The following is a 19,800-nucleotide window of genomic DNA, read 5'->3' on the forward strand; positions in this document are numbered from 1 at the left end:
GTCCTCGCTGTGGGATCCGGGGTCCGGCCTCTCCCGGCCCCGGCGTCTCCCGGCCTCGGGGGCTCGCGGTGCGCGGCGCTCCGGGGCCTCGGCGGCCCGGGCGGGGAGCGGCCGACGGGGAGCGGTCGGGCTCAGGCGGCGTCGGCGCGGTGCCGGTCCGCGCTGCGGCGGAAATACACCGCGAGCATCGCGCCGGAGAGGTTGTGCCAGATCGAGAAGATCGCGGCGGGGAGGGCGGCGGTGGGGGAGAAGGCGCTCGCGGCGAGCGTCGCCGCTAGGCCCGAGTTCTGCATGCCCACCTCGACGGAGGTGGTGCGGGCGGCGCGCTCGCCCTGGCGCAGCAGCCGCGCCACCCAGTAGCCCAGCAGGTAGCCCAGGCCGTTGTGCAGCACCACGGCCAGCAGCACGATCCCGCCCGCGGTGAGGATCGCCTCGACGGAGCCGCTTACCACGGCCGTGACCACGAGGGAGATCCCCGCGACGCTCACCCATGGCAGCGCCGGCAGGATCTTCGCCACCAGAGAGCCCAGCAGCAGGCGCACCACGAGGCCGCCCAGCACGGGCACCAGCACCATCTGCACGATCGACAGCGCCATCGCGCCGGCGTCCACCGGCAGGTAGGAGCCGGCCAGCCACAGCGTGAGCAGCGGCGTGAGCAGGGGAGCGAGCAGGGTCGAGATCGAGGTCATCGTCACCGACAGCGCGGTGTCGCCCTTGGCGAGATAGGTGATCACGTTGGAGCTGGTGCCGCCGGGGGCGCTGCCCACCAGGATCACGCCCACCGCGAGCTCGGGGGAGAGCCCCAGCAGTGCCGCGATGGCCAGCGCGATCAGCGGCATCACCACGTACTGGGCCACCACGCCCAGCAGCACCGGCAGCGGGCGCTTGGCCACCAGGGCGAAGTCCGGGACGGTGAGGGTCAGGCCCATCCCGAACATGATGATGCCCAGGAAGATCGCGATGTGCGGGGCGAGCGCGGTGCCCACGGCGGGGGCGAAGAAACCCAGCGCCGCGGCGGCGAGGATGAGGAGGGGGAACACGGTCACGGCGAGGCGGGCCGAGCGGTCCTCGGAGGACCGGGCCGTCTCCGTCGTCGTGGGGTGTGGAGGGGTGGGGGTGCTCATGCCCGCACTGTACCGCTCCGTGAGATAGCGGTCCGGGATGTGGACAGCCCGTGGACGTCACGGGCGGTGGCGCACGCCGGGCTCAGGGGCGCTGACGGGCGGGCACCGGCCAGGCGTGGACCGGCTCGAGGGTGTCCACCGCCGCCCGGTACAGCCGTGTCATCTCCGCCAGCGCCTCGGGCCGGGTCGCGCCGCGCAGCTCCAGCGAGGTGACGGTGTCGATCTGCCAGCGCGCGCCGTTGCGCCCGGTGCGGGCGCGGGCGGAGAGGATCTCGCCGTAGTGCTCGGCGACGTCCGGCTCCGCGCCGAGGTGCCGCAGCCCGTCCATCGCCTGCGGGATCAGGTGCTCCAGCAGCAGGTCCGCCACCCGCACCCTGCCCACCTTCGGCCATCGCACCCGGGCCTCGAGGCCCCAGCGGGCGCACTGCTGGAACGCCTCGGCGGCCTGCTCGAAGCTCATCCGCGACCACAGTGGGCGTCGCTCGTGCACGAGCGAGTGCAGGATCCCGTAGAAGAACGCGGCATTGGCGGCCATGTCCGCGGGGGTGGGGCCCGCGGGCAGCAGGCGGTTCTCCAGGCGCAGGTGCGGGAGGTCCCCGCCGGGATCGTAGATCGGCCGGTTCCAGCGCCACACGGTGCCGTTGTGGAGCATCAGCTCGTGCAGCCGCGGGGCGGAGCCCTCGGTGAGCAGCGGCTCCTCCGCCATCTCGCGGGACTCCGGGATCAGCGCCGGGAACAGACGCACGTTCTCCTCGAAGAGATCGAACATCGAGGTGATCCACCGCTCGCCGAACCACACCCGGGGGCGCACCCCCTGGGCGGCGTACTCGGGCGGCCGGGTGTCCAGCGACTGCACGAAGGCGGGGATGCGGGTCTCGTGCCAGAGCCGGCGGCCCAGCAGGAACGGCGAGTTCGCCGCGAGCGCCACCTGCGGTCCGGCCACGGCCTGCGCGGCGTTCCAGGCGGCGGCGAACTGCTCGGGCGGCACCTGCAGGTGCAGCTGCATCGAGGTGCACGCGGACTCCGGCGCGATCGAGTCGAAGGTGACGTCCAGGCCCCGGGCCTTCCCCTCGCCCTCGATGCTGAGGTAGATCTCCTCGCCGCGCGCCTCCAGCACCGTCGCCTCGAGCGCCTCGTAGCGGGCGCCCGGCGCGCGCCAGGCGTCCCCGGCGAACAGCTCCTCGGTGACGGTGGGCAGGTGGCCCACCGGGACCACGCGGGCGTCGCGGGCTCGGGCGGCGGCGTCGGCCCGCTCGATCTTCTCGGTGAGCTCGCGCTCCAGCGCCCGCAGCCCCTCGCCCTGGGGCCGGGTCACCGGCAGGTTCACCTCGATGTTGAAGCGGCCGATCTCGTGCACGTAGTCCTCGTCGTCGAGGTCCTCGAGCAGCTGATCGGCCAGCAGCGCCGGCGCCATCGTGTCGGTGCGGGCGAGGTTCATCTCCAGCTCCACGCCCACCGTCCCCTCGTCCACGAACTCGGCGGTGTCGAGGAACGTCTCGAACAGGTCTAGGTTCCGGCGCAGCTCGCGGCGGTAGCGCGTGCGCTGGGAGCGGGTGTACTCGGTGCTGCCGATCTCGCGTCCCATGGGGACCTCCGGGCCGTGACGGGATGGGGCCTCATCAAAGCACGCCGACGGGGGCGGGCGGGCACCGGGGCCGCCGGCCGGAACGGGCGGTCGGCCCCGCGGCGGCCGCGTCCGCGCCGCCAGGGTCATCGGCCACCTCCGCGCCGCCCTCGGTCGTCGCCCGGATCACCAGCGGCACAGGTGCTGGCGCCGCCACAGCGCGCAGGGCCGGGTGGAGCCGGCCCGCACCCCGCGGCAGGGAGGCATCGGATGCGGGTACTCCAGCACCTCCCCGACCGGGAACCCGCCGACGTCCAGCAGGGCGCCCAGCACCAGGTGCTCCTCCTGCAGCTGGTAGGCGTTGAGGAAGACCTCGCAGTCGCAGAAGGCACCCCTCTGCTGCAGCCGGCGCTCGAGCGCGGTGGCCCGCGGTGCGCGCAGGTCGCGGTAGCGCAGCGCCCAGCGTAGCCCGTGGCAGCCGTGTTCGAGCATCCGGTGCACGTAGCAGAGCAGGCACTCGCCCTCGGCGGGGTCGGTCAATCGTGCCGAGAGCGCGCGCAGCAGCTCCTCGGCCTCGTCCAGCGGGGTGTCGGTCATGGCGGCAGTCGAGCACCGTCGCGGCGCCGGGCGCGCGGCGCGGGCGCGGGCTGTGGACAACTCGGCGCGGGGAGGGCGGGTGCGCCGGTCACGGCGTTGCCCCGGACCGGGGACGGGCATACCGTGGGAGGCACCATCCGTTCGGCGAAGGAGCCTGTGATGTCCGAGTTCGCACCTCGATACGACCATGTGATCCTCGGAGGCGGCGTCGCCGCCGATGCCGCGGCCCGTGCCCTGCGCGAGGCCGCCCCGGAGGCGTCGATCCTGCTCCTCTCCGCGGATCCGCACAGTCCCGTGCACCGCCCCGCGCTGTCCAAGGACCTCTGGCACGGCGAGAGCGCGGATCCGGACAGCCAGGACCTGCGCACCGCGGCGGAGACCGGGGCCGAGGTGCGCACGGGCACCCTCGTCACCGAGCTGATGCCCCGCTCCCACACCGTGGTCACCGCCCGCGGGACGGTGATCCACTACGGCACCGCGCTGCTGGCCACCGGCTCCTCCGCGCGACGCCTCCCGGGCGTCGACGACGAGCGCGTCACCTGCCTGCGCACCGTGGGCGACTACCGGCACCTGCGTGCCCTCGCCACGGAGGGCGCTCGGATCGTGGTGGTGGGCGGCGGCTATATCGGCTCCGAGGCCGCGGCGGCGCTCACCCGCACCGGCGCGCAGGTCACCCTCGCGCATCCCGGGCGGAGGCTCCTGGAGCACATGCTCCCCGCCTCGATCGCCGCGCACGTCGAGGAGGTGTACGCCGCGCGGGGCATCACCCTCGTGCCGGGATTCTGCCTGGCCGGGATCGAGTCCGGGCCCGAGCTGGTGCTGCGCTCCGGGGCGGGGGAGGAGCTGCGGGCGGACGCCGTGCTGCTGGGACTCGGGGCGGAGCTGAACATCTCCCTCGCCGCGCACGCCGGCCTGGACCTCGAGGGCGGCGCCGTGGTGGTGGACCGCTTCCTGCGCACCAGCGCCCCGGACGTCTTCGCCGCCGGGGACGTGGCCCTGTTCGACGATCCGCTGCTGGGCTGGCGGCACGTGGAGCACGTGGACCACGCGCAGGCCTCCGGCGCCGTTGCCGGGCGGAACATGGCCGGCGCCCAGGAGCCCTACGAGCACACCCCGATGTTCTACTCGGACCTCTTCGACGACGGCTACGAGGCCGTGGGCCGCCTGGACACCTCGCTCACCCTGCGCGAGGTGTGGAACCCGAAGGGCACCGCCGCGGTGGTGCACTACCTCGACGGGAACACGGTCGAGGGCGTGCTGCTGTGGAACACCTGGGACCAGGTGCCGGCGGCCCGCGAGATCATCGCCGCCTCGCAGGAGGGCACCCTCGACCTGGCCGCGCTGGACGGGATGATCACCCCCGGCTGACGCGCGCCCGTCGGACCGTCCTCTCCGGGCCCCTCCCCCGCACGACGGCGCCGCCACGGGCCGTCCCCGGAGCGCGGAGTTCGAGTCACGGATCACGTGACCCCGCTCACACCCCTGCGCTGTCGCGTGCCCTTCTGGTCACGGTGAGTCTAATCTCCTCGGCACCAGTAAAGGTCTCGGTGACTTTAACAGGAGGTGTCGTCGATGAGCGCTCCGCTCTCCCTGGCCGTCTCGACGGTCATCTTCGCGCTGCGCCCCCATCCGGGCACCCGTCGGCCGGCGCTGTGGATCCCGCTGGTGCGTCGGATCCGCGAGCCGCACCGCGGGCTCTGGGCGCTGCCCGGCGGCCCCCTCGCCCCCGAGGAGGGGCTCGCCGCCTCCGCCGCCCGGAACCTGCGCGAGACCACCCGCCTCGCCCCGCAGTACCTCGAGCAGCTCTACGCCTTCGGTGGCCCGGACCGCTCCCCGGAGGAGGCCCAGCGCACCGTCTCGGTCGTCTACTGGGCGCTGGTGCGCCCCGAGGAGGCCGAGGCCGGCGCCGACGGCGTCAACGTGCGCTGGTTCGTGGCCGATGAGCTGCCCGATCTGGCCTTCGACCACTCGCTGATCGTCGAGTACGCCCTGTGGCGCCTGCGCAACAAGGTCGAGTACTCCCGCATCGCCGCCGCCTTCCTCGGGGAGACCTTCACCCTCGCCGAGCTGCGCGCCGTGCACGAGGCGGTGCTGCAGCGCTCCCTCGACCCCGCGAACTTCCGCCGGCAGATGGAGGCCTCCGGGCGGCTCGTCGCCACCGAGGGCTTCCGCACCGGCGGCCGCCACCGCCCCGCCCGCCTCTACCGCCACGACCGCTCCATCCACCTGGCCGACAACGGCCCCCTCACGGGCCAGTGACCCCTCACCCCTTCGGAGAGCACGCCATGACCAGCACCGCCCCGACCGCCTCGGTCGATCTCACCCTGCGCACCCTGCCCACCGGCGCGCTGCCCACGAGCACCTGCTCCACGCAGCTGCTGGACGCCCCCTGGGACGTGGACGCCCGCGACCCCGGCTACGGCCCCGGCGCCTCGATGTCCGATGCGATCCCCGCCGCCTCCCCGCGGCAGGGCGAGATCCCCCGCGAGTACCGCGAGGCGAGCGCCGAGGAGCTGGACCGCCGCATCCGCGCCGCGAAGGCGCAGCTGGGCGAGCGCGTGGTGGTGCTGGGCCACTTCTACCAGCGCGACGAGGTGGTGCAGTACGCGGACTACGTGGGCGACTCCTTCCAGCTCGCCACCGCCGCGAAGGGCCACCGCGAGGCGGAGGCGATCATCTTCTGCGGCGTGCACTTCATGGCCGAGACCGCCGATCTGCTCTCCACCCCCGAGCAGGCCGTGATCCTCCCCAACCTTGCCGCCGGCTGCTCGATGGCGGACATGGCGGACATCGACCAGGTCGAGGAGTGCTGGGAGCAGCTGATGGAGGTGTACGCCGAGGAGGCGGCGGCCGCGGGCGAGGACGCCCCCGCCCCCGTGATCCCGGTGACCTACATGAACTCCTCCGCGGCGATCAAGGGCTTCGTGGGCCGCCACGGCGGAATCGTGTGCACCTCCTCGAACGCCGCCGCGGTGCTGGAGTGGGCCTTCGCCCGCGGCCGACAGGTGCTGTTCCTGCCCGACCAGCACCTGGGCCGCAACACCGCCAAGGCGATGGGGGTGGGGCTGGAGGAGATGGCGATGTGGAACCCGCGCCGGCCCCTGGGCGGCAACGAGGAGCAGGCCCTGCGTGAGGCGAAGGTGCTGCTGTGGCACGGCTTCTGCTCCGTGCACAAGCGCTTCACCACCGCCCAGATCGACACCGCCCGGGCCGAGCACCCCGGCGTGCGGGTGATCGTGCACCCGGAGTGCCCGATGCCGGTGGTGGATGCGGCCGACGAGTCCGGCTCCACCGACTACATCCGCCGCGCCATCGAGGGGGCGAGCGAGCCCACCACCTTCGCGATCGGCACCGAGATCAACCTGGTGCAGCGCCTGGCCGCCCAGCACCCGCAGCACACCATCTTCTGCCTGGACCCGGTGGTGTGCCCCTGCTCGACGATGTACCGCATCCACCCCGGCTACCTCGCCTGGGTGCTGGAGGCGCTGTGCGAGGGCACCGTGCTGAACCGCATCACCGTCGGCGAGGACGTCGCCGAGCCCGCCCGGGTGGCCCTGGAGCGGATGCTCGCGGTGCGCCCCGCCCCGGTGCGCTGAGCATGCCCGCCCAGGAGCGTCGGGAGACGACCGCCCAGGACGAGGCTCTGCCCGCGGAGCCGCTGCGCACCGACGTGCTCGTGATCGGCTCCGGCATCGCCGGTCTCACCGCAGCCCTGCGCGCCGCCCGGAGCGCGACGGTGCTGCTGGTGACCAAGGCGGCGCTGGCCGACGGCGCCACCGCCCGCGCCCAGGGCGGCATCGCCGGGGCCGTCGATGCGGCGGATACCCCCGCCGACCACGCCCGGGACACCCTCGACGCGGGCGCCGGGCTGGGCGATCCGGAGGCGGTGCGGCGGCTCTGCGAGGCCGCCCCTGCGGCGATCGCGGCGCTCGAGGCCCACGGGGTGCGCTTCGACCGGGCCCCGGGTGGCGGCCCCGCGCTCGGGCTCGAGGGCGCCCACGGCCGTCCCCGCATCCTCCACGCCGGCGGCGACGCCACCGGCGCCGCGATCCAGGACGCCCTGGTCGCGGCGGTGCGCGCGCGGGCCGCGGTGGAGGACTCCCCGCTGACGCTGCGCGAGCACACGGCCCTGGTGGACCTCGACATGGTGGACGGCCGGGCGGTGGGCGCCGCACTGCGGGCGGCCGACGGATCCCGCCTCGCGGTGCGGGCCGGCGCCGTCCTGCTCGCCACCGGCGGGGCGGGCCAGCTGTTCACCCACACCACCAATCCCGCCACCGCCACCGGGGACGGCCTCGCCGCCGCCTGGCGGGCCGGGGCCGCGCTCGAGGACCTCGAGTTCTACCAGTTCCACCCCACCGCCCTCGCCGTCGACGGCCCGGAGGCCTGCTTCCTGCTCTCCGAGGCGGTGCGCGGGGAGGGTGCGCTGCTGCGCGACGAGCACGGCCACCGGTTCCTGCCCGCGATCGACCCGCGCGGGGAGCTCGCCCCGCGGGACGTGGTGGCGCGGGCGATCGCGCAGGTGATGGTCGCGCAGGAGGGGCGGCCGGTGCTGCTGGACGCCACCGCGCTGGGCGCGGAGCACCTGCGCCGACGCTTCCCCACGATCGACGCCGCGCTGCGCCGGGCCGGGATCGACTGGAGCCGCACGCCGGTGCCCGTCACCCCCGCCGCCCACTACTGGATGGGCGGGATCCGCACCGACCTCGAGGGCCGCACCACGGTGCCGGGCCTGTTCGCGGCCGGGGAGTGCGCCCGCACCGGCGTGCACGGCGCGAACCGCCTGGCCTCGAACTCGCTGCTCGAGGGCGCGGTGTTCGGGGAACGGGCCGGGGAGGCGGCCGCCGCGGCCGCCCGCGCCGGCTCGGAGCTCCCCGCTCCCGCGCCTTCACCCGGGCGGGCGCCGGCTCCTGCCCCGTCAGCCGCTGCCTCGTCGGCTCCTGCCTCGTCGGCCGCCGCTCCGTCGACCGCCACTCCGCCGGCTGCCACCGCGCCGTCCGCCGCGCCCGCCCGGGGCGGCCGGGACTGGTCCCGCGCCGCGCTGCAGGCGCTGCTGTGGCGGCACGTGGGCCCGCTGCGCCACCGGGCCGGGCTGGAGGAGGCCGCCGCGCAGCTCGCCGCCTGGCAGGCCCCGCCTCCCGCCGCGACGACCTCGCTCGCCGCGCTCGAGGACCGCAACCTCCTCGACCTCGCCCGGCTGCTCACCGCCCACGCCCTGGCGCGCCCCGACTCCGTGGGCGCCCACCACCTGCTGGACGCCCCCGCGCCGCGCGACGCCCCCGCGCCGGCCGACGCCCCGCACCGCACCACCGCCCCACAGCCCGCCCTCGTCCCGGAGGCCTCCGCATGCTGACCACCGCCCAGATCGATCCCGTCGTCACCGCCGCGCTCGCCGAGGACGCCCCCTGGGGCGACCTCACCGGCGAGGTGCTGCTGCCCGCGCACGCCACCGCCGCCGCCCGGCTCACCGCCCGCGAGGCGGGCGTGCTCGCCGGCGCCGAGGTGTTCGCCGCCGCGTTCCGGCTCGCCGACCCCGCCGCCCAGGTCACCGCCCGCGCCGCCGACGGCGACCGCTTCGCCGCCGGAGACGTGCTCGCCGAGGTGACCGGCCCCGCCCGGGCCGTGCTCCGGGCCGAACGGGTGGCCCTGAACCTGGTGCAGCGGATGTCCGGCATCGCGACCGCCACCCGGCGCATGGTCGACGCGGTGGAGGGCACCTCCGCCCGGATCACCGACACCCGCAAGACCACCCCCGGCCTGCGCGCCCTGGAGCGGCACGCGGTGCGCTGCGGCGGTGGCGTGAACCACCGCTTCTCCCTCTCTGACGCGGTGATGGCGAAGGACAACCACCTCGCCGTGCTCGCCCAGCAGGGACTGGACCTCGCCGAGGCGCTGCGCACGGCCCGCACCCGCCTGGGCCACACCACCGTGCTCGAGGTGGAGGTGGACCGCCTCGACCAGATCGACGCCGTGCTCGCCGGCGGCGCGGACGTGGTCATGCTGGACAACTTCTCCCTCGAGGACCTCGCCGCCGGGGTGCGCCGCATCGATGGCCGCGCCGTGGTGGAGGCCAGCGGCACCGTCACCCTCGACACCGTGCGCGCGATCGCCGAGACCGGCGTGGACGTCATCTCCTCCGGGGCGCTCACCCACAGCGCCCGCCACCTCGACCTGGGCCTCGACATGACCGTCGACGCCGGCGCCTGAGGGACGCGGATGCTCTACCTCGACGCCGCCGCCACCGCCCCCGTGCGCCGCGAGGCGCTGGAGGCGGCCTGGCCCTACCTCACCGGCACCTTCGGCAACCCCTCCAGCCACCACGCGGTGGGGGAGGCGGCCGCGGCCGGGCTCGCCGACGCCCGCCGCCGCGCCGCCGCCGTGCTCGGCGTGCGCCGCAGCGACATCGTGTTCACCGCCGGCGGCACCGAGGCCGCGAACCTCGCGATCAAGGGCCTCGCCCTGGCCGCCCCGCGCGGCCGCCACCTGGTCACCGCCGCCACCGAGCACTCCGCGGTGCTGGAGAGCGTGGCGCACCTGCGACGCGCCCACGGCTTCGAGGTCTCCCACGTGCCGCTGGAGGCCGACGGCACCGTCACCGCGGAGGCGCTGGCCTCCGTGCTGCGGGAGGACACCACGCTGGTCACCCTGGCGCTGGCGAACAACGAGATCGGCACCGTCACCGAGCTGCGGCCGCTGGTGGAGGCCGCGCACGCCGTCGGGGCGCTGACCCACACCGACGCCGTGCAGGCCGCGGGCTGGCTGGACCTGCGCGGCCTGGGCGTGGACGCCCTCACCCTCTCCGGGCACAAGGTGGGCGCCCCTAAGGGCATCGGCCTGGCGATGCTGCGCGGCCGGCTGCCGGTGGAGCCGCTGATCCACGGCGGCGGCCAGGAGAACGAGCGCCGCTCCGGCACCGAGAACGTCGCCTTCGCCGTCGCGCTCGCCGTGGCGCTCGAGCTCGCCGAGGCGGAGCGGGAGGACAAGGCCGCCCGCCTGGCCCTGCTGCGGGACCGGCTGCTGGACGCGGTGCGCGAGAGCCGGCCCGACGCCCTGCTCACTGGCCCGGATCCGCGCACGGGCGGCCACCGCCTGCCCGGCCACGTCTCCTTCTGCCTGCCCGGCCGCAGCGGCGAGTCCGTGCTGCTGGATCTCGCCGAGCACGGGGTGATCGCCTCCAGCGGCTCCGCCTGCGCGGCCGGCAGCGACGAGCCCTCGCACGTGCTGACGGCCCTGGGCATCCCCGGCGAGGTGGCGCAGACGGCGGTGCGCTGCACCCTGCCCGGCGACCTCCCCGACGCCCAGGCCGAGGCCGCGATCGCCGCGGTGCGGGAGGTGCTCGCCGCACTCCCCGGAGCCGGTGGCCCCGCGTGACAGACTGAGCAGGTGAGCACGCCGATGAACAACTCCCTGCCCTGGCCCGAGCCCGCCGAGGTGCTGCCGCTGACCGCCGCGCGCCCGGTGCTGGACCGCCTGTCCTCCCTGGTCACCACCCACGCCCAGGACACCGCGCTGATCCCCGGCCTCGCCGTCACGGAGGAGGAGGTGGCCGCCGATCCGCCGCCCGCCCTCGAGCAGATCGGCGACGAGCTCGGCGGGATCGTGCTGCGCGGCCGCACCGTCCTCACCCTCCAGATCGAGGACCGCACCGACGAGGGCCCGTACACCCTGCTGGGCGAGGCGACCAGCTACTACCCGCTGTACGAGACCGAGGACTCCGCCGTGATCCTCGCCCTCGGGGAGGACGGCACCGCCGGCGCCGTCCACGGCATCGGGGAGGACCTCGCGCTGCGCCTGGCCGCCGCGGACCTCCCCACCTACCTCGAGCATCTCGCCGACGCGCTCGAGGCGACGCTCACCGCCCTGGCCGCGCGCGGCCCGGCAGAGGAGGACGTCGAGTCCGAGCGCGACGAGGCCGCCGCACAGCTCATGGACCAGCACCTCTTCGCCGCGCTGCTGGGCACGGACGAGGCCGCCGACGGCCCGGAGGTGCCCTGGCAGGCACCGAGCTCCGCCGGCATCGTGGATATCCCGCCCGGCACCCTCGCCGTCGCGGACCTGCGTGCGGCGCCCGTCGGCGCCCGCGCGGACCTGATGGAGGTGGAGGCCCCCGGGGACCCGCTGGACCTGCGCGTCGCCTGGCGCGAGCGCGGGCTCGTGGTCGCCCTCCTCGGCGGCTGAGCCGGGGGAGGGGAGAACTCCCCATTCCCCGGCCCGGCCCCGCTCCGTAGCGTGGCCCCGTGCGAGAGCGGACGGGGACCACGGGGGAGGCGACGTGAACGGATTCCTGGGGGCGGACACCGCCGCGCTGCGAGAGGCCGGCCGGCGCCTGGTGCTGGGCGCCGACCGCCTGGACGGGCTCACCGCCCGCCTCGCGTCGCTCGTGGACACGGTGCCGTGGGAGGGCCCGGACGCGGACTCCTTCCGCGCCGACTGGAGCACGGACGCGCGCCCGCGCCTGCACGATCGCAGCGAGGGGCTGCAGCGCAGGGCGCGGGAGCTGATGCTCCACGCCGAGGAGCAGGACGCCTGCTCCGCCCCGGAGGCGACGGGCCTCGGCGGCGGGGCACTCGGCGGGCCCGGCGGGGGAACAGTCGGCGGCGGAGCGCTCGGCGGGCCGGCCGCCTCCGGTCCCGTGCCCGGCCCCGGCGTGCCCGCGCCCACCGCCGCCGAGGCCTCCGCGGCGATCGGCGAGGACGCCCTGATGTTCGACGACACCGGGATGCGGCTGTCCCCGCCGGAGGTGCAGCACTCCGTGGAGGTGGGCGCGGAGCACGAGCTCGCCCCCGCCGGAGCGGACGTCCCCTTCGGGTTCGACGCCGAGGGGGAGCCGCTGGAGCTCGCGCCCGGGACCGTGTACGACGTGGGCGCGCACGGCCGCTACTACACCGACGCCGCGGGCGAGGTGGTCTACGTCGAGGCCTCCGGCGGCGGCGAGGAGATGAACCCCAACCTCCGCGAGGTGCACCCCGACGCCACCTACCACGTCAACGACAACGCCTACTACCGCACCGACGAGGTGGGACGCACCGAGCACCTGTACGTGCCGGACGTGATCGTGGACCGCGACATGGCCCGCAGCACGTCGATCCAGTCCAGGATCGCGGAACGCTGGGACATGGCCGGGGACGGCACCTCCGAGCCGGTCGAGTTCAACGCCGGCCACGTGCTGGCCCGCCAGCTGGGCGGCATCCGCGAGGAGATCAACTACACCCGCCAGTGGGACGAGGTGAACCAGGCCCGCAGCGGGAAGGACACGATCTACACCGTGGAGGAGATGATGGCCGACGGCATCGGCGAGCAGGGCCACTCCTACTCCTACGAGACCCTCGTGACCTGGGGCGAGGAGCAGCCTGCCGGGGTGGGGCCGCAGCACGGCAGCGAGCCCTGGGAGTACGTGCCCGAGAGCTACGACGTGAGCATCCTCGAGGACGGCGGCGAGCGCACCGAGATGCGCCTGGCCAACACCCCCGACGGTGCGAGGTTCCCCCGATGAGCGCCGCCGGGCTGGAGCACGAGGGCGAGCAGCTGCAGCGCCTCGCCGCGGCGCTGCTGGACGCGGCCGACCCCGGCGCGAGCGCGGTGCGCGTCGCCGCCGCGTTCCTGCCGCACCGCGACACCTGGGCGGCGCGGATCCTGCGCACCGACGCCGCCGGCGCGCACGAGGGCGGCGACGCGGTGCTCGAGGCGGGCTCCCGCCTCGCCGAACAGCTCGACGCGCTGCAGGAGGCCGCCGCCGCGCAGTCCCAGGCCTTCGTCTCCTGCCGGGTGGTGGTGACCCGCTCCGCCGAGGACGGGCAGCGCGTGAGCGTGGACTGCGCTCTGAACCACGACCGCGACCCCGGCAGCCTCAACGGTCTGGGCGGTGTGGACGCCGAGTACGCCCGGCGCCTCGCCGCCCGGGTGGGCGCGGAGCGGATGCCCGCCTGGGTGCGGGCGCTGCTGGAGGACGGGGCCGCTCCCGGCGCCACGGGCGGCGCCCGCGCCTGACCTGCTCGCCCCGCCCTGACCTGCCGAGTCCGCCCGGGACGGGGCACGACGGGTCTACCCTGGTGCCACGCCTCCGCTGCCGTGAGGCACCCCGATCAGGAGCCGTGCCATGTCCGCGCCCATCCCCGTCGGCCCCGCGCCGGTGCTCGTCCTCGTCCCCGGTGCTACCGGTGCCCCCGCGGACGGCGGCCCCCGGTTCCATCTGGCCGATGCGACCGTCCCCCAGCTCTCCGTCACGGACCTCGTCGCCACCCGCGGCGACGGCGTGTTCGAGACCATCGGTGCCTTCGACGGCGTGCCCGTCAACGTGGGCCCGCATCTGGCGCGCCTGGCCCACAGCGCCGCCCAGGTGGAGCTGTCCGCTCCCGACCAGGCCACCCTCGCCGAGGCGGTGGATGCCGCCATCGCCGCCCACGAGGACGTCGCCGAGCTCAGCGTGCGGGTGATGCTCACCCGCGGCATCGAGGGCACCGGCGTGCCCACCTGCTGGATCCACGCCCGCGTCTCCGATGACTGGACGCCGTACCGGGCCGGGATGCGGGTGGCCACGCTGGACCGCGGCCTCTCCACCGCCGTCGCCGAGACCAGCCCCTGGCTGCTGCCCGGCGCGAAGACCCTCAGCTACGCCGTGAACATGGCGGCGGTGCGGGAGGCGAAGCGCCGCGGCGCGGTGGACGTGCTGTTCGTGGCGAGCGACGGCTACGTGCTGGAGGGCCCCACCTCCACGCTGCTGGTGCGCCGCGGGGACGAGTTCACCACCACCCCCGCCAGCGCCGGGGTGCTGCCGGGCACCAGCGTGGCCTCCCTGTTCCCCTGGCTGCAGGCGCAGGGCCACCAGGTGGCCGAGCGCCTGATGACGGTCGCGGACGTGGCGGGCTCCGACGGCGCCTGGCTGCTCTCCTCCACCCGCCTCGCCGCCCCGATCGCCCGGCTCGACGAGACGGAGCTGCCGGTGGACGCCGCGCTCACCGACCGCTTCCAGCAGGTGCTCATGGGCCGCGCCTGACCCGCTCGGCCGCCGGCACGGCCCGACGTGGGGGCTGCGGCGTCGGTGCGCGGGCAGTGCCGGCGCCGTCGCCCACGCACCGCCGCTCAGGTGCGGGCGAGCACCTCGCGGGCGAGGTCCACGTCCACCACGACGGTGTCGATCACGCCGCTGCGCAGCACCCCCAGCACCCCCGGCGCCTTCTCGGGACCGGCCGCGACGCCCACCACCTCGGGGATCCGCAGCAGCTGCGAGAAGGTGAGCGCGAGCACCCGCTGATCCGTCGGCGCCCCCAGCGGCACCCCGTCGGCGTCGACGAACCGGCCGCACACGTCCCCCACCGGGTTCTGCGCGGCGAAGGCCGCGCGCTCCGCCTCGCTGAGCCGCATCAGCCCCAGCACCAGCGGCGAGGAGTGCCGGCCCAGCGAACCGATCCCCACCAGCGCCAGCTCCACCTGCGCGGCGGCGGCCAGCACCTCGCCGATGCTGGACTCGCCGCGCAGCGTCGCCACCGCGGTGGCGGATTCCAGCACGGCGGGGGCGTACAGGGTTCGGGGCGTGGCGCCCAGCCGGGAGGCGAGCACCCGCAGCACCGATTCGCCGGAGTCGAACTGGTCCAGGGTGCTGTGCCCGCCCACCAGCGGCAGCACCGCGGGGGTGGGGCGGGGGCGCAGCGTCTCCAGCTCCGCGACCACGCTCTGGACCGTCTGCCCCCAGGACACCCCGATGCTGCGCACCGTCGCGACCCGCTGCGCCAGCACCGCCGCACCCTCCCGCGCCACGGACTCCATCGCCGGGGCGCGCGGCGCGGAGACCACGTGCGCCTCCCGCAGCGAGAACGCCGCCCGCAGCGCGGCCTCGAGCGCCTCGTCGCGGCGCGGCGGGCCGTCCGGGTCGTGAATCGTGATCTCCACGATCCCGCGCTCCTTCGCCTGGGAGAGGATCCTGGAGACGTTGGAGCGGGACAGGTCCAGCTCGTGGGCGATCTCCGTCTGCGACCGGCCCTGCTCGTAGTACAGGCGCGCCGCCCGCACGACCACGGCGGTGTCACGAGGGGCGGGCATGGGCACTCCTGGTCCGGGAGGGCCGGAGGCGGGGCGCGTCCGGCCGGATGCGCCCAGCGTACGCAGGTGCGGCCCGCTGCCGTGCCAGACTCGTGCCGAGCCATCCGGGAGGAATCATGAGCACCGCACCGCCACCGCCGGCCCACGGCGAGGAGCATCTCGCCCTCACCGTGGTGCGCGCGCACCTCGACGCCGCCGATGCCGAGGGCGTGCTGACCGCCCTCGCCGCCCACCTGCAGGAGGTCGGGGCCGTGGGTGAGGACTTCGCCGAGGCGCTGCGCGCCCGGGAGCGCGAGTACCCCACCGGGCTGCCCACCCCGATCCCCACGGCGATCCCGCACGCGGACCCGGCGCACGTGCGGGTGCCGGGCCTGGCCGTGGCCACCCTCGCCCGGCCCGTGCCCTTCGGCGAGATGGGCGTGCGCGACGGGCGCGTGGACGTGCACCTGGTGGCGATGCCGCTGCTCACCGACGCGCGCGAGCACCTGGCCGCCCTGCAGGCCCTGATGGGGCTGCTCAGCGACGAGGCGGCGGTGCGGGACCTGCTCGAGGCGCCCGACGACGCCGCGCTGCGGGAGCGGGCGGCCGCGCGCCTCGCCGCCCTGCCCGGCGGTGCGACGGGCGCGGTGAGCAGTGCAGCGGACGGCGTGGGGGAGAGCGCGTGAGCGGGCCCCGCGTGGCCGTGAAGGCTCTGATCATCGACCGCCGGGCGGTGCTGATGAACCGCTACGTGGACCCCTCCGGGCACGAGATGTTCGAGCTGCCCGGCGGCGGGCAGGAGCACGGCGAGGACCAGCCCGCCGCGCTGCGCCGCGAGTGCCGGGAGGAGATCGGCGCGGAGGTGGAGGTGCACCAGGTGGCGTGCCTGTTCGAGTTCATGGCGACGCGCAGCGTGCGCGAGGGCACCCCGATCGCGCCGTTCCACCAGGTCAACGTCGCCTACTGGTGCGGCCTGGCGGAGGGGGAGCTGCCGGGGGAGGGCACCGATCCGGATCCGGGCCAGCAGGGCACCGCCTGGCTGCCGCTGGGCCGGCTGGAGGAGTTCGACGTGCAGCCGCCCGCTCTGGCCCGCTGGCTCGCCTCCGACCCCAGCGACCGGCCGCTCTCCCTGGGCGTGAGCCGGGCCTGAACGGGGGTCTGCGCCGGGCCGACGTCGGTCCGGTGCCGGGTGTGCGCCGGGCCTGCACCGGGTGTGCGCACGCCGGCCCCATCGGCCCTGGTCGCAGCGGCGGGGAGCGAGCCCGGGCGGTGGCCGCCGCGGCGGGAGAGCGCTAGCCTGGCGGGGTCCCGTCGGCGCGGCGGCAGGCCGCGCCCACCCGAGCAAGGAGCACCATGACCCTCTCTCCCCGCCTCCCCTTCCGCGACGGCCGCTCGATCCCGCAGCTGGGATACGGCGTGTGGAAGGTCGAGAACGAGGTCGCGGCCGACGTCGTCGTGCAGGCGCTGCAGGCCGGCTACCGCCACGTGGACACCGCCCGCGGCTACAACAACGAGGCCGGCGTGGGCCAGGCGCTGCGCACCGCCGGCCTGGCGCGCGACGACGTGTTCGTCACCTCCAAGGTGCCCAACCAGGACCAGGGCCGCGACGCCACCCTCGCCTCCTTCGACGCCACCATGGCCGATCTCGGCCTCGACGAGCTCGATCTGTACCTGCTGCACTGGCCCGCCCCCTCCAAGGGGCTCGCCGTGGAGACCTGGCAGGCGCTCATCGAGCTGCAGCAGCAGGGCCGGATCCGCTCGATCGGCACCTCGAACTTCCGCCGCGAGGACCTCGAGCGGCTCGAGGCGGAGACGGGCGTGCTGCCGGTGCTGAACCAGATCGAGCTGCACCCCTACATCGCCCAGCCCGAGCTGCGGGCGTTCCACGCCGAGAAGGGCATCGTCACCGAGTCCTGGTCCCCGCTGGGCCAGGGCGGCGGCGAGCTCGAGGACCCGGTGGTCACCGAGGTCGCCGCCGGGCACGGCGCCACCCCGGCGCAGGTGCTGATCGCCTGGAACCTGGCCCTGGGCAACGTGGTGATCCCGAAGTCCGTCACCCCCGAGCGGATCGTCTCCAACCTCGCCTCCCTCGATCTCACCCTCACCGAGGAGGAGATCGCCCGGATCAGCGCCCTGGACAAGGGCGCCGCCGGCCGGAAGGGGCCAAACCCCGACGAGTTCGCCGGGCACCAGGGGGCCTGAGCCGGGCAGCGGCGAGGGGCGCAGGCCCCGCCGCTGCCGCCGTGCGGCGTCTCGCGCGCCCGCCGCTGCCGCCGTGGGGCGGGGAGGCGCAGTCGGCGGCGTGGCTCCTTCACCCCTTCTCGCACCCCGCACCCCGGCCGTAGTCTCGAGGCATGTCGCTCCCCACCGCCGCCGCGCCGCGCACGGTCGCCGTCTCCCACTGCCTGCTGGGCGCGGGTGGGGCGGTGCTGGACGCGGAGGATGCCGGGCGTCCGTACTACGCGGCCAGCACGATCAAGCTGCACGTGCTGGCCGCGGCGCTGCGCGCGGCCGATGCGGGGGTGCTGGACCTCGCCGCGGAGGTGCCCGCCACCCGCACCGCCACGGGCGCCGACGGCGAGCCGTTCACCCTGGCCGGCGACCACCTCGAGGCCACGCATCCGGCGCCGGGCACACCGATCACGGTGGAGGAGCTGCTGGTGCGGATGATTGACCGCTCCAGCAACGAGGCGACCAACCAGGTGATCTCCCTGATCGGCCTGGACACCGTCGCGGCGACGATCGCGGAGCTGGCGCTGCCCGCCACGCGGGTGGAGCGGCTGATAGGGGACGCCTCCGCGCTCGCGCAGGGGCGCACCAACGAGACCTCCGCCGCGGATCTCGCCCGCACCCTGCACCGTCTGCTGGTGGGGCCGGGCCCGCTGCTCGCACCCGCCTCCCGCGCCCTCGCCCTCGAGGCCCTGCGCGCCCAGCGGATCCCGGTGATCGGGACGGCGCTGCGGGAGGACGTCCCGTACAGGTCGAAGTCCGGCTGGGTGGACGGCTACCGGCACGACGTCGCCCTGGTGGGCGACCCCGATGCGGAGTCCGTGCGCGTGCTCGCGGTGATGACGGCGGGCATGGACGAGGTGGCGGCCGACGAGGCGATCCGTGCGCGGGTGCGCGCACTGCTGCCGGACCTCGCCCGCTGACCGGGCGGGGGCTCCGCCCGCCCCGGGCCCGCCGGTCCCCTCACCGGCGGACCCTCCGCACCCCCCCTGGTCTCGTGGCATCGGCCGCGACGCGCCCCGCCCTCGCGCGGACGCGTCGCGGCCGGTCGCGCCGCGTCAGTCCGCGGCGATCACGCGGCGCGCCCCGGCATACTCGCCCGTCGGGTCGTACTCCGTCAGCGACATGATCTCGACGCTGCGGGCCGCGTTCGGCGCCTGCATGATCTGGTCGTCGCCGAGGTACAGGGCCACGTGGCGGATCGAGGAGCCGCCCGGCTCGGTCGCGAAGAACACCAGGTCCCCGCGGCGCAGATCCTCCCGCGCCACCTCGGCCAGACCGGAGTCGTGCATCTGGTTCCCCGCATCGCGGTGGATCGTGATCCCGTGGTGGCGGAACAGCGTGTACGTGTAGCCGGAGCAGTCGAAGCCGTAGGCGCTCACCCCCGCCCACAGGTAGCGCAGCCCCAGGAACCGCTCGCCGGTGGCGATGACGTCCTCCACGGTGGGGGCGGGCGGCTGCTCGCCCGGGGCGCGCACCACCACGTCGGCGGCGGGCAGGTGCGCGGAGCGTGCGCCGGGCACCGCCACCTCCACCGAGCGCCCGGTGCGGCCCAGCACCGGCAGGATCGTGTCGAAGGAGACGTCGATCCCGGGGCGCGTCCCGGCAGGGGTCGCCGCGAGCGTGCTGGTCAGCGCGGTGACGGTGGCGGTCGGTGCGGTGGCGGCGAGCTCGGCGAACCCGGGATCTGCCACCAGGTGGCCCGTGGGCACCCAGCCGGGGTAGCCGCGCGGATCGCGCGGGGTGGGCTGGGCGGTGACCACGATGTGCGCCCAGTCCCCGTCGATCTCGTCGACGATCACCTCGCTGCCCAGCACCGCCTGCGACTCGAGCTCCCCAGTGAGCCAGCGCCGGGTCTCGGTGTCCTCCATGTTCCGGTTCCAGGCGTCGAGGTCCACCGGGGTGGTGAGGGAGGGGTCGTCGATCCCGGGCCGCGCGGTGCGCGGCGCCACCCACAGGGTGGTGGCGGTGACGGCCACGTGCGCCACGGCGCCGGGCTCGAGGCCGGTGCCCGGGGCGGGCGCGGGCCGCGGGCGACCGACGAGGACGGGCCCCGATGCGGCGACCCCGGGCCCCTGCGCGAGCGCGGCGGGGGTGAGCGAGGCCAGGCCCGCGGCGGCGAGGGCGGCGGTGCCGGTGGCGGCCAGGCGCAGGCCCGTGCGGCGGGACAGCGAGGCGGTGGGACGTGCGACGGGGTGATCGGTGGGATGCGAGGTCATGATGCTCTCCTTGAGCGGCCGCCGGAGCGGCGCGATGGGGGATCGGGTCTCG

General features: G+C 75.7%; 19 protein-coding genes. 14 read left to right on the forward strand and 5 right to left on the reverse strand.

Annotated features, from left to right (window positions below; translation table 11 throughout):
* Positions 1 to 131 precede the first annotated feature (131 nt).
* From DWV08_RS15880 to DWV08_RS15890, 3 genes are all read right to left on the reverse strand, one after another.
* Positions 132 to 1,124, reverse strand: coding sequence for a bile acid:sodium symporter family protein (locus tag DWV08_RS15880; protein ID WP_115414700.1), 993 nt, complete (start codon positions 1,122 to 1,124; stop codon positions 132 to 134).
* A gap of 82 nt (positions 1,125 to 1,206) precedes the next feature.
* Positions 1,207 to 2,709 carry a glutamate-cysteine ligase family protein gene (locus tag DWV08_RS15885; protein WP_115414701.1) on the reverse strand — a complete coding sequence of 501 codons (1,503 nt, stop codon included), beginning with the start codon at positions 2,707 to 2,709 and terminating at the stop codon, positions 1,207 to 1,209.
* Positions 2,710 to 2,874: 165 nt separating this feature from the next.
* Entirely contained in the window at positions 2,875 to 3,285 is a 411-nt protein-coding gene (locus tag DWV08_RS15890; RefSeq protein WP_115414702.1) for a DUF2695 domain-containing protein, read from the reverse strand.
* Positions 3,286 to 3,444: 159 nt separating this feature from the next.
* On the opposite strand from DWV08_RS15890, the gene DWV08_RS15895 reads away from it, so the two are divergent.
* The 10 genes from DWV08_RS15895 (at position 3,445) to DWV08_RS15940 (ending at position 14,278) form a co-directional block, all read left to right on the forward strand.
* The gene (locus tag DWV08_RS15895; RefSeq protein ID WP_115414703.1) at positions 3,445 to 4,653 is read left to right on the forward strand and encodes an NAD(P)/FAD-dependent oxidoreductase; all 1,209 of its coding nucleotides are present in this window, start codon (positions 3,445 to 3,447) and stop codon (positions 4,651 to 4,653) included.
* Positions 4,654 to 4,857: 204 nt separating this feature from the next.
* Positions 4,858 to 5,544, forward strand: coding sequence for an NUDIX hydrolase (locus DWV08_RS15900; RefSeq protein ID WP_115414704.1), 687 nt, complete (start codon positions 4,858 to 4,860; stop codon positions 5,542 to 5,544).
* 26 nt (positions 5,545 to 5,570) lie between these two features.
* The gene (gene nadA, locus DWV08_RS15905; RefSeq protein WP_115414705.1) at positions 5,571 to 6,881 is read left to right on the forward strand and encodes a quinolinate synthase NadA; all 1,311 of its coding nucleotides are present in this window, start codon (positions 5,571 to 5,573) and stop codon (positions 6,879 to 6,881) included.
* Between the two features lie 2 nt (positions 6,882 to 6,883).
* A complete protein-coding gene (gene nadB / locus DWV08_RS15910) occupies positions 6,884 to 8,638 on the forward strand; it encodes an L-aspartate oxidase (protein WP_115414706.1) in 1,755 nt (584 codons plus the stop codon).
* Positions 8,632 to 9,492, forward strand: coding sequence for a carboxylating nicotinate-nucleotide diphosphorylase (gene nadC / locus DWV08_RS15915; RefSeq protein ID WP_115414707.1), 861 nt, complete (start codon positions 8,632 to 8,634; stop codon positions 9,490 to 9,492). Before nadB ends, nadC begins: the two co-directional genes overlap by 7 nt.
* 9 nt (positions 9,493 to 9,501) lie before the next feature.
* A complete protein-coding gene (locus DWV08_RS15920) occupies positions 9,502 to 10,656 on the forward strand; it encodes a cysteine desulfurase family protein (protein ID WP_115414708.1) in 1,155 nt (384 codons plus the stop codon).
* A gap of 12 nt (positions 10,657 to 10,668) precedes the next feature.
* A complete protein-coding gene (locus DWV08_RS15925; RefSeq protein WP_241237343.1) occupies positions 10,669 to 11,463 on the forward strand; it encodes a hypothetical protein in 795 nt (264 codons plus the stop codon).
* A gap of 94 nt (positions 11,464 to 11,557) precedes the next feature.
* Entirely contained in the window at positions 11,558 to 12,778 is a 1,221-nt protein-coding gene (locus tag DWV08_RS15930; RefSeq protein ID WP_115414710.1) for a DNA/RNA non-specific endonuclease, read from the forward strand.
* Positions 12,775 to 13,272, forward strand: coding sequence for a hypothetical protein (locus DWV08_RS15935; protein WP_115414711.1), 498 nt, complete (start codon positions 12,775 to 12,777; stop codon positions 13,270 to 13,272). Before DWV08_RS15930 ends, DWV08_RS15935 begins: the two co-directional genes overlap by 4 nt.
* A 109-nt stretch (positions 13,273 to 13,381) precedes the next feature.
* Positions 13,382 to 14,278, forward strand: coding sequence for an aminotransferase class IV (locus DWV08_RS15940; protein ID WP_115414712.1), 897 nt, complete (start codon positions 13,382 to 13,384; stop codon positions 14,276 to 14,278).
* Between the two features lie 86 nt (positions 14,279 to 14,364).
* On the opposite strand, the gene DWV08_RS15945 is transcribed toward DWV08_RS15940, so the two are convergent.
* The gene (locus DWV08_RS15945) at positions 14,365 to 15,321 is read right to left on the reverse strand and encodes a sugar-binding transcriptional regulator (RefSeq protein ID WP_115414713.1); all 957 of its coding nucleotides are present in this window, start codon (positions 15,319 to 15,321) and stop codon (positions 14,365 to 14,367) included.
* 116 nt (positions 15,322 to 15,437) lie between these two features.
* Between DWV08_RS15945 and DWV08_RS15950 the strand changes: the two genes are divergently transcribed.
* The 4 genes from DWV08_RS15950 to DWV08_RS15965 all read left to right on the forward strand — a co-directional run bounded on the left by DWV08_RS15950 (position 15,438) and on the right by DWV08_RS15965 (position 18,452).
* Positions 15,438 to 15,986: a PTS sugar transporter subunit IIA gene (locus DWV08_RS15950; RefSeq protein WP_115414714.1), complete on the forward strand. Its 549-nt coding sequence runs from the start codon at positions 15,438 to 15,440 to the stop codon at positions 15,984 to 15,986.
* Positions 15,983 to 16,450: an NUDIX domain-containing protein gene (locus tag DWV08_RS15955; RefSeq protein WP_115414715.1), complete on the forward strand. Its 468-nt coding sequence runs from the start codon at positions 15,983 to 15,985 to the stop codon at positions 16,448 to 16,450. Before DWV08_RS15950 ends, DWV08_RS15955 begins: the two co-directional genes overlap by 4 nt.
* A 203-nt stretch (positions 16,451 to 16,653) precedes the next feature.
* Entirely contained in the window at positions 16,654 to 17,502 is an 849-nt protein-coding gene (locus tag DWV08_RS15960; protein ID WP_115414716.1) for an aldo/keto reductase, read from the forward strand.
* Positions 17,503 to 17,654: 152 nt separating this feature from the next.
* Positions 17,655 to 18,452, forward strand: a complete 798-nt coding sequence (locus tag DWV08_RS15965; RefSeq protein ID WP_115414717.1) for a serine hydrolase — start codon at positions 17,655 to 17,657, stop codon at positions 18,450 to 18,452.
* Positions 18,453 to 18,587: 135 nt separating this feature from the next.
* Here DWV08_RS15965 and DWV08_RS15970 read toward each other — a convergent pair whose 3' ends face one another.
* The gene (locus DWV08_RS15970; protein ID WP_115414718.1) at positions 18,588 to 19,748 is read right to left on the reverse strand and encodes a C40 family peptidase; all 1,161 of its coding nucleotides are present in this window, start codon (positions 19,746 to 19,748) and stop codon (positions 18,588 to 18,590) included.
* Positions 19,749 to 19,800: the final 52 nt, after the last annotated feature.

The organism is Brachybacterium saurashtrense (assembly GCF_003355475.1).
GTDB lineage: Bacteria > Actinomycetota > Actinomycetes > Actinomycetales > Dermabacteraceae > Brachybacterium > Brachybacterium saurashtrense.

Excerpts from the sequence above, each read along its gene's own strand:
- DWV08_RS15950 (WP_115414714.1), top strand. The coding sequence starts at position 15,438 with ATGAGCACCGCACCGCCACCGCCGGCCCACGGCGAGGAGCATCTCGCC.
- DWV08_RS15965 (WP_115414717.1), top strand. The coding sequence starts at position 17,655 with ATGTCGCTCCCCACCGCCGCCGCGCCGCGCACGGTCGCCGTCTCCCAC.
- DWV08_RS15960 (WP_115414716.1), top strand. The coding sequence starts at position 16,654 with ATGACCCTCTCTCCCCGCCTCCCCTTCCGCGACGGCCGCTCGATCCCG.
- DWV08_RS15885 (WP_115414701.1), bottom strand. The coding sequence starts at position 2,709 with ATGGGACGCGAGATCGGCAGCACCGAGTACACCCGCTCCCAGCGCACG.
- nadC (WP_115414707.1), top strand. The coding sequence starts at position 8,632 with ATGCTGACCACCGCCCAGATCGATCCCGTCGTCACCGCCGCGCTCGCC.
- DWV08_RS15895 (WP_115414703.1), top strand. The coding sequence starts at position 3,445 with ATGTCCGAGTTCGCACCTCGATACGACCATGTGATCCTCGGAGGCGGC.
- DWV08_RS15940 (WP_115414712.1), top strand. The coding sequence starts at position 13,382 with ATGTCCGCGCCCATCCCCGTCGGCCCCGCGCCGGTGCTCGTCCTCGTC.
- DWV08_RS15935 (WP_115414711.1), top strand. The coding sequence starts at position 12,775 with ATGAGCGCCGCCGGGCTGGAGCACGAGGGCGAGCAGCTGCAGCGCCTC.
- DWV08_RS15920 (WP_115414708.1), top strand. The coding sequence starts at position 9,502 with ATGCTCTACCTCGACGCCGCCGCCACCGCCCCCGTGCGCCGCGAGGCG.
- nadA (WP_115414705.1), top strand. The coding sequence starts at position 5,571 with ATGACCAGCACCGCCCCGACCGCCTCGGTCGATCTCACCCTGCGCACC.
- DWV08_RS15890 (WP_115414702.1), bottom strand. The coding sequence starts at position 3,285 with ATGACCGACACCCCGCTGGACGAGGCCGAGGAGCTGCTGCGCGCGCTC.
- DWV08_RS15970 (WP_115414718.1), bottom strand. The coding sequence starts at position 19,748 with ATGACCTCGCATCCCACCGATCACCCCGTCGCACGTCCCACCGCCTCG.
- nadB (WP_115414706.1), top strand. The coding sequence starts at position 6,884 with ATGCCCGCCCAGGAGCGTCGGGAGACGACCGCCCAGGACGAGGCTCTG.
- DWV08_RS15945 (WP_115414713.1), bottom strand. The coding sequence starts at position 15,321 with ATGCCCGCCCCTCGTGACACCGCCGTGGTCGTGCGGGCGGCGCGCCTG.
- DWV08_RS15900 (WP_115414704.1), top strand. The coding sequence starts at position 4,858 with ATGAGCGCTCCGCTCTCCCTGGCCGTCTCGACGGTCATCTTCGCGCTG.
- DWV08_RS15880 (WP_115414700.1), bottom strand. The coding sequence starts at position 1,124 with ATGAGCACCCCCACCCCTCCACACCCCACGACGACGGAGACGGCCCGG.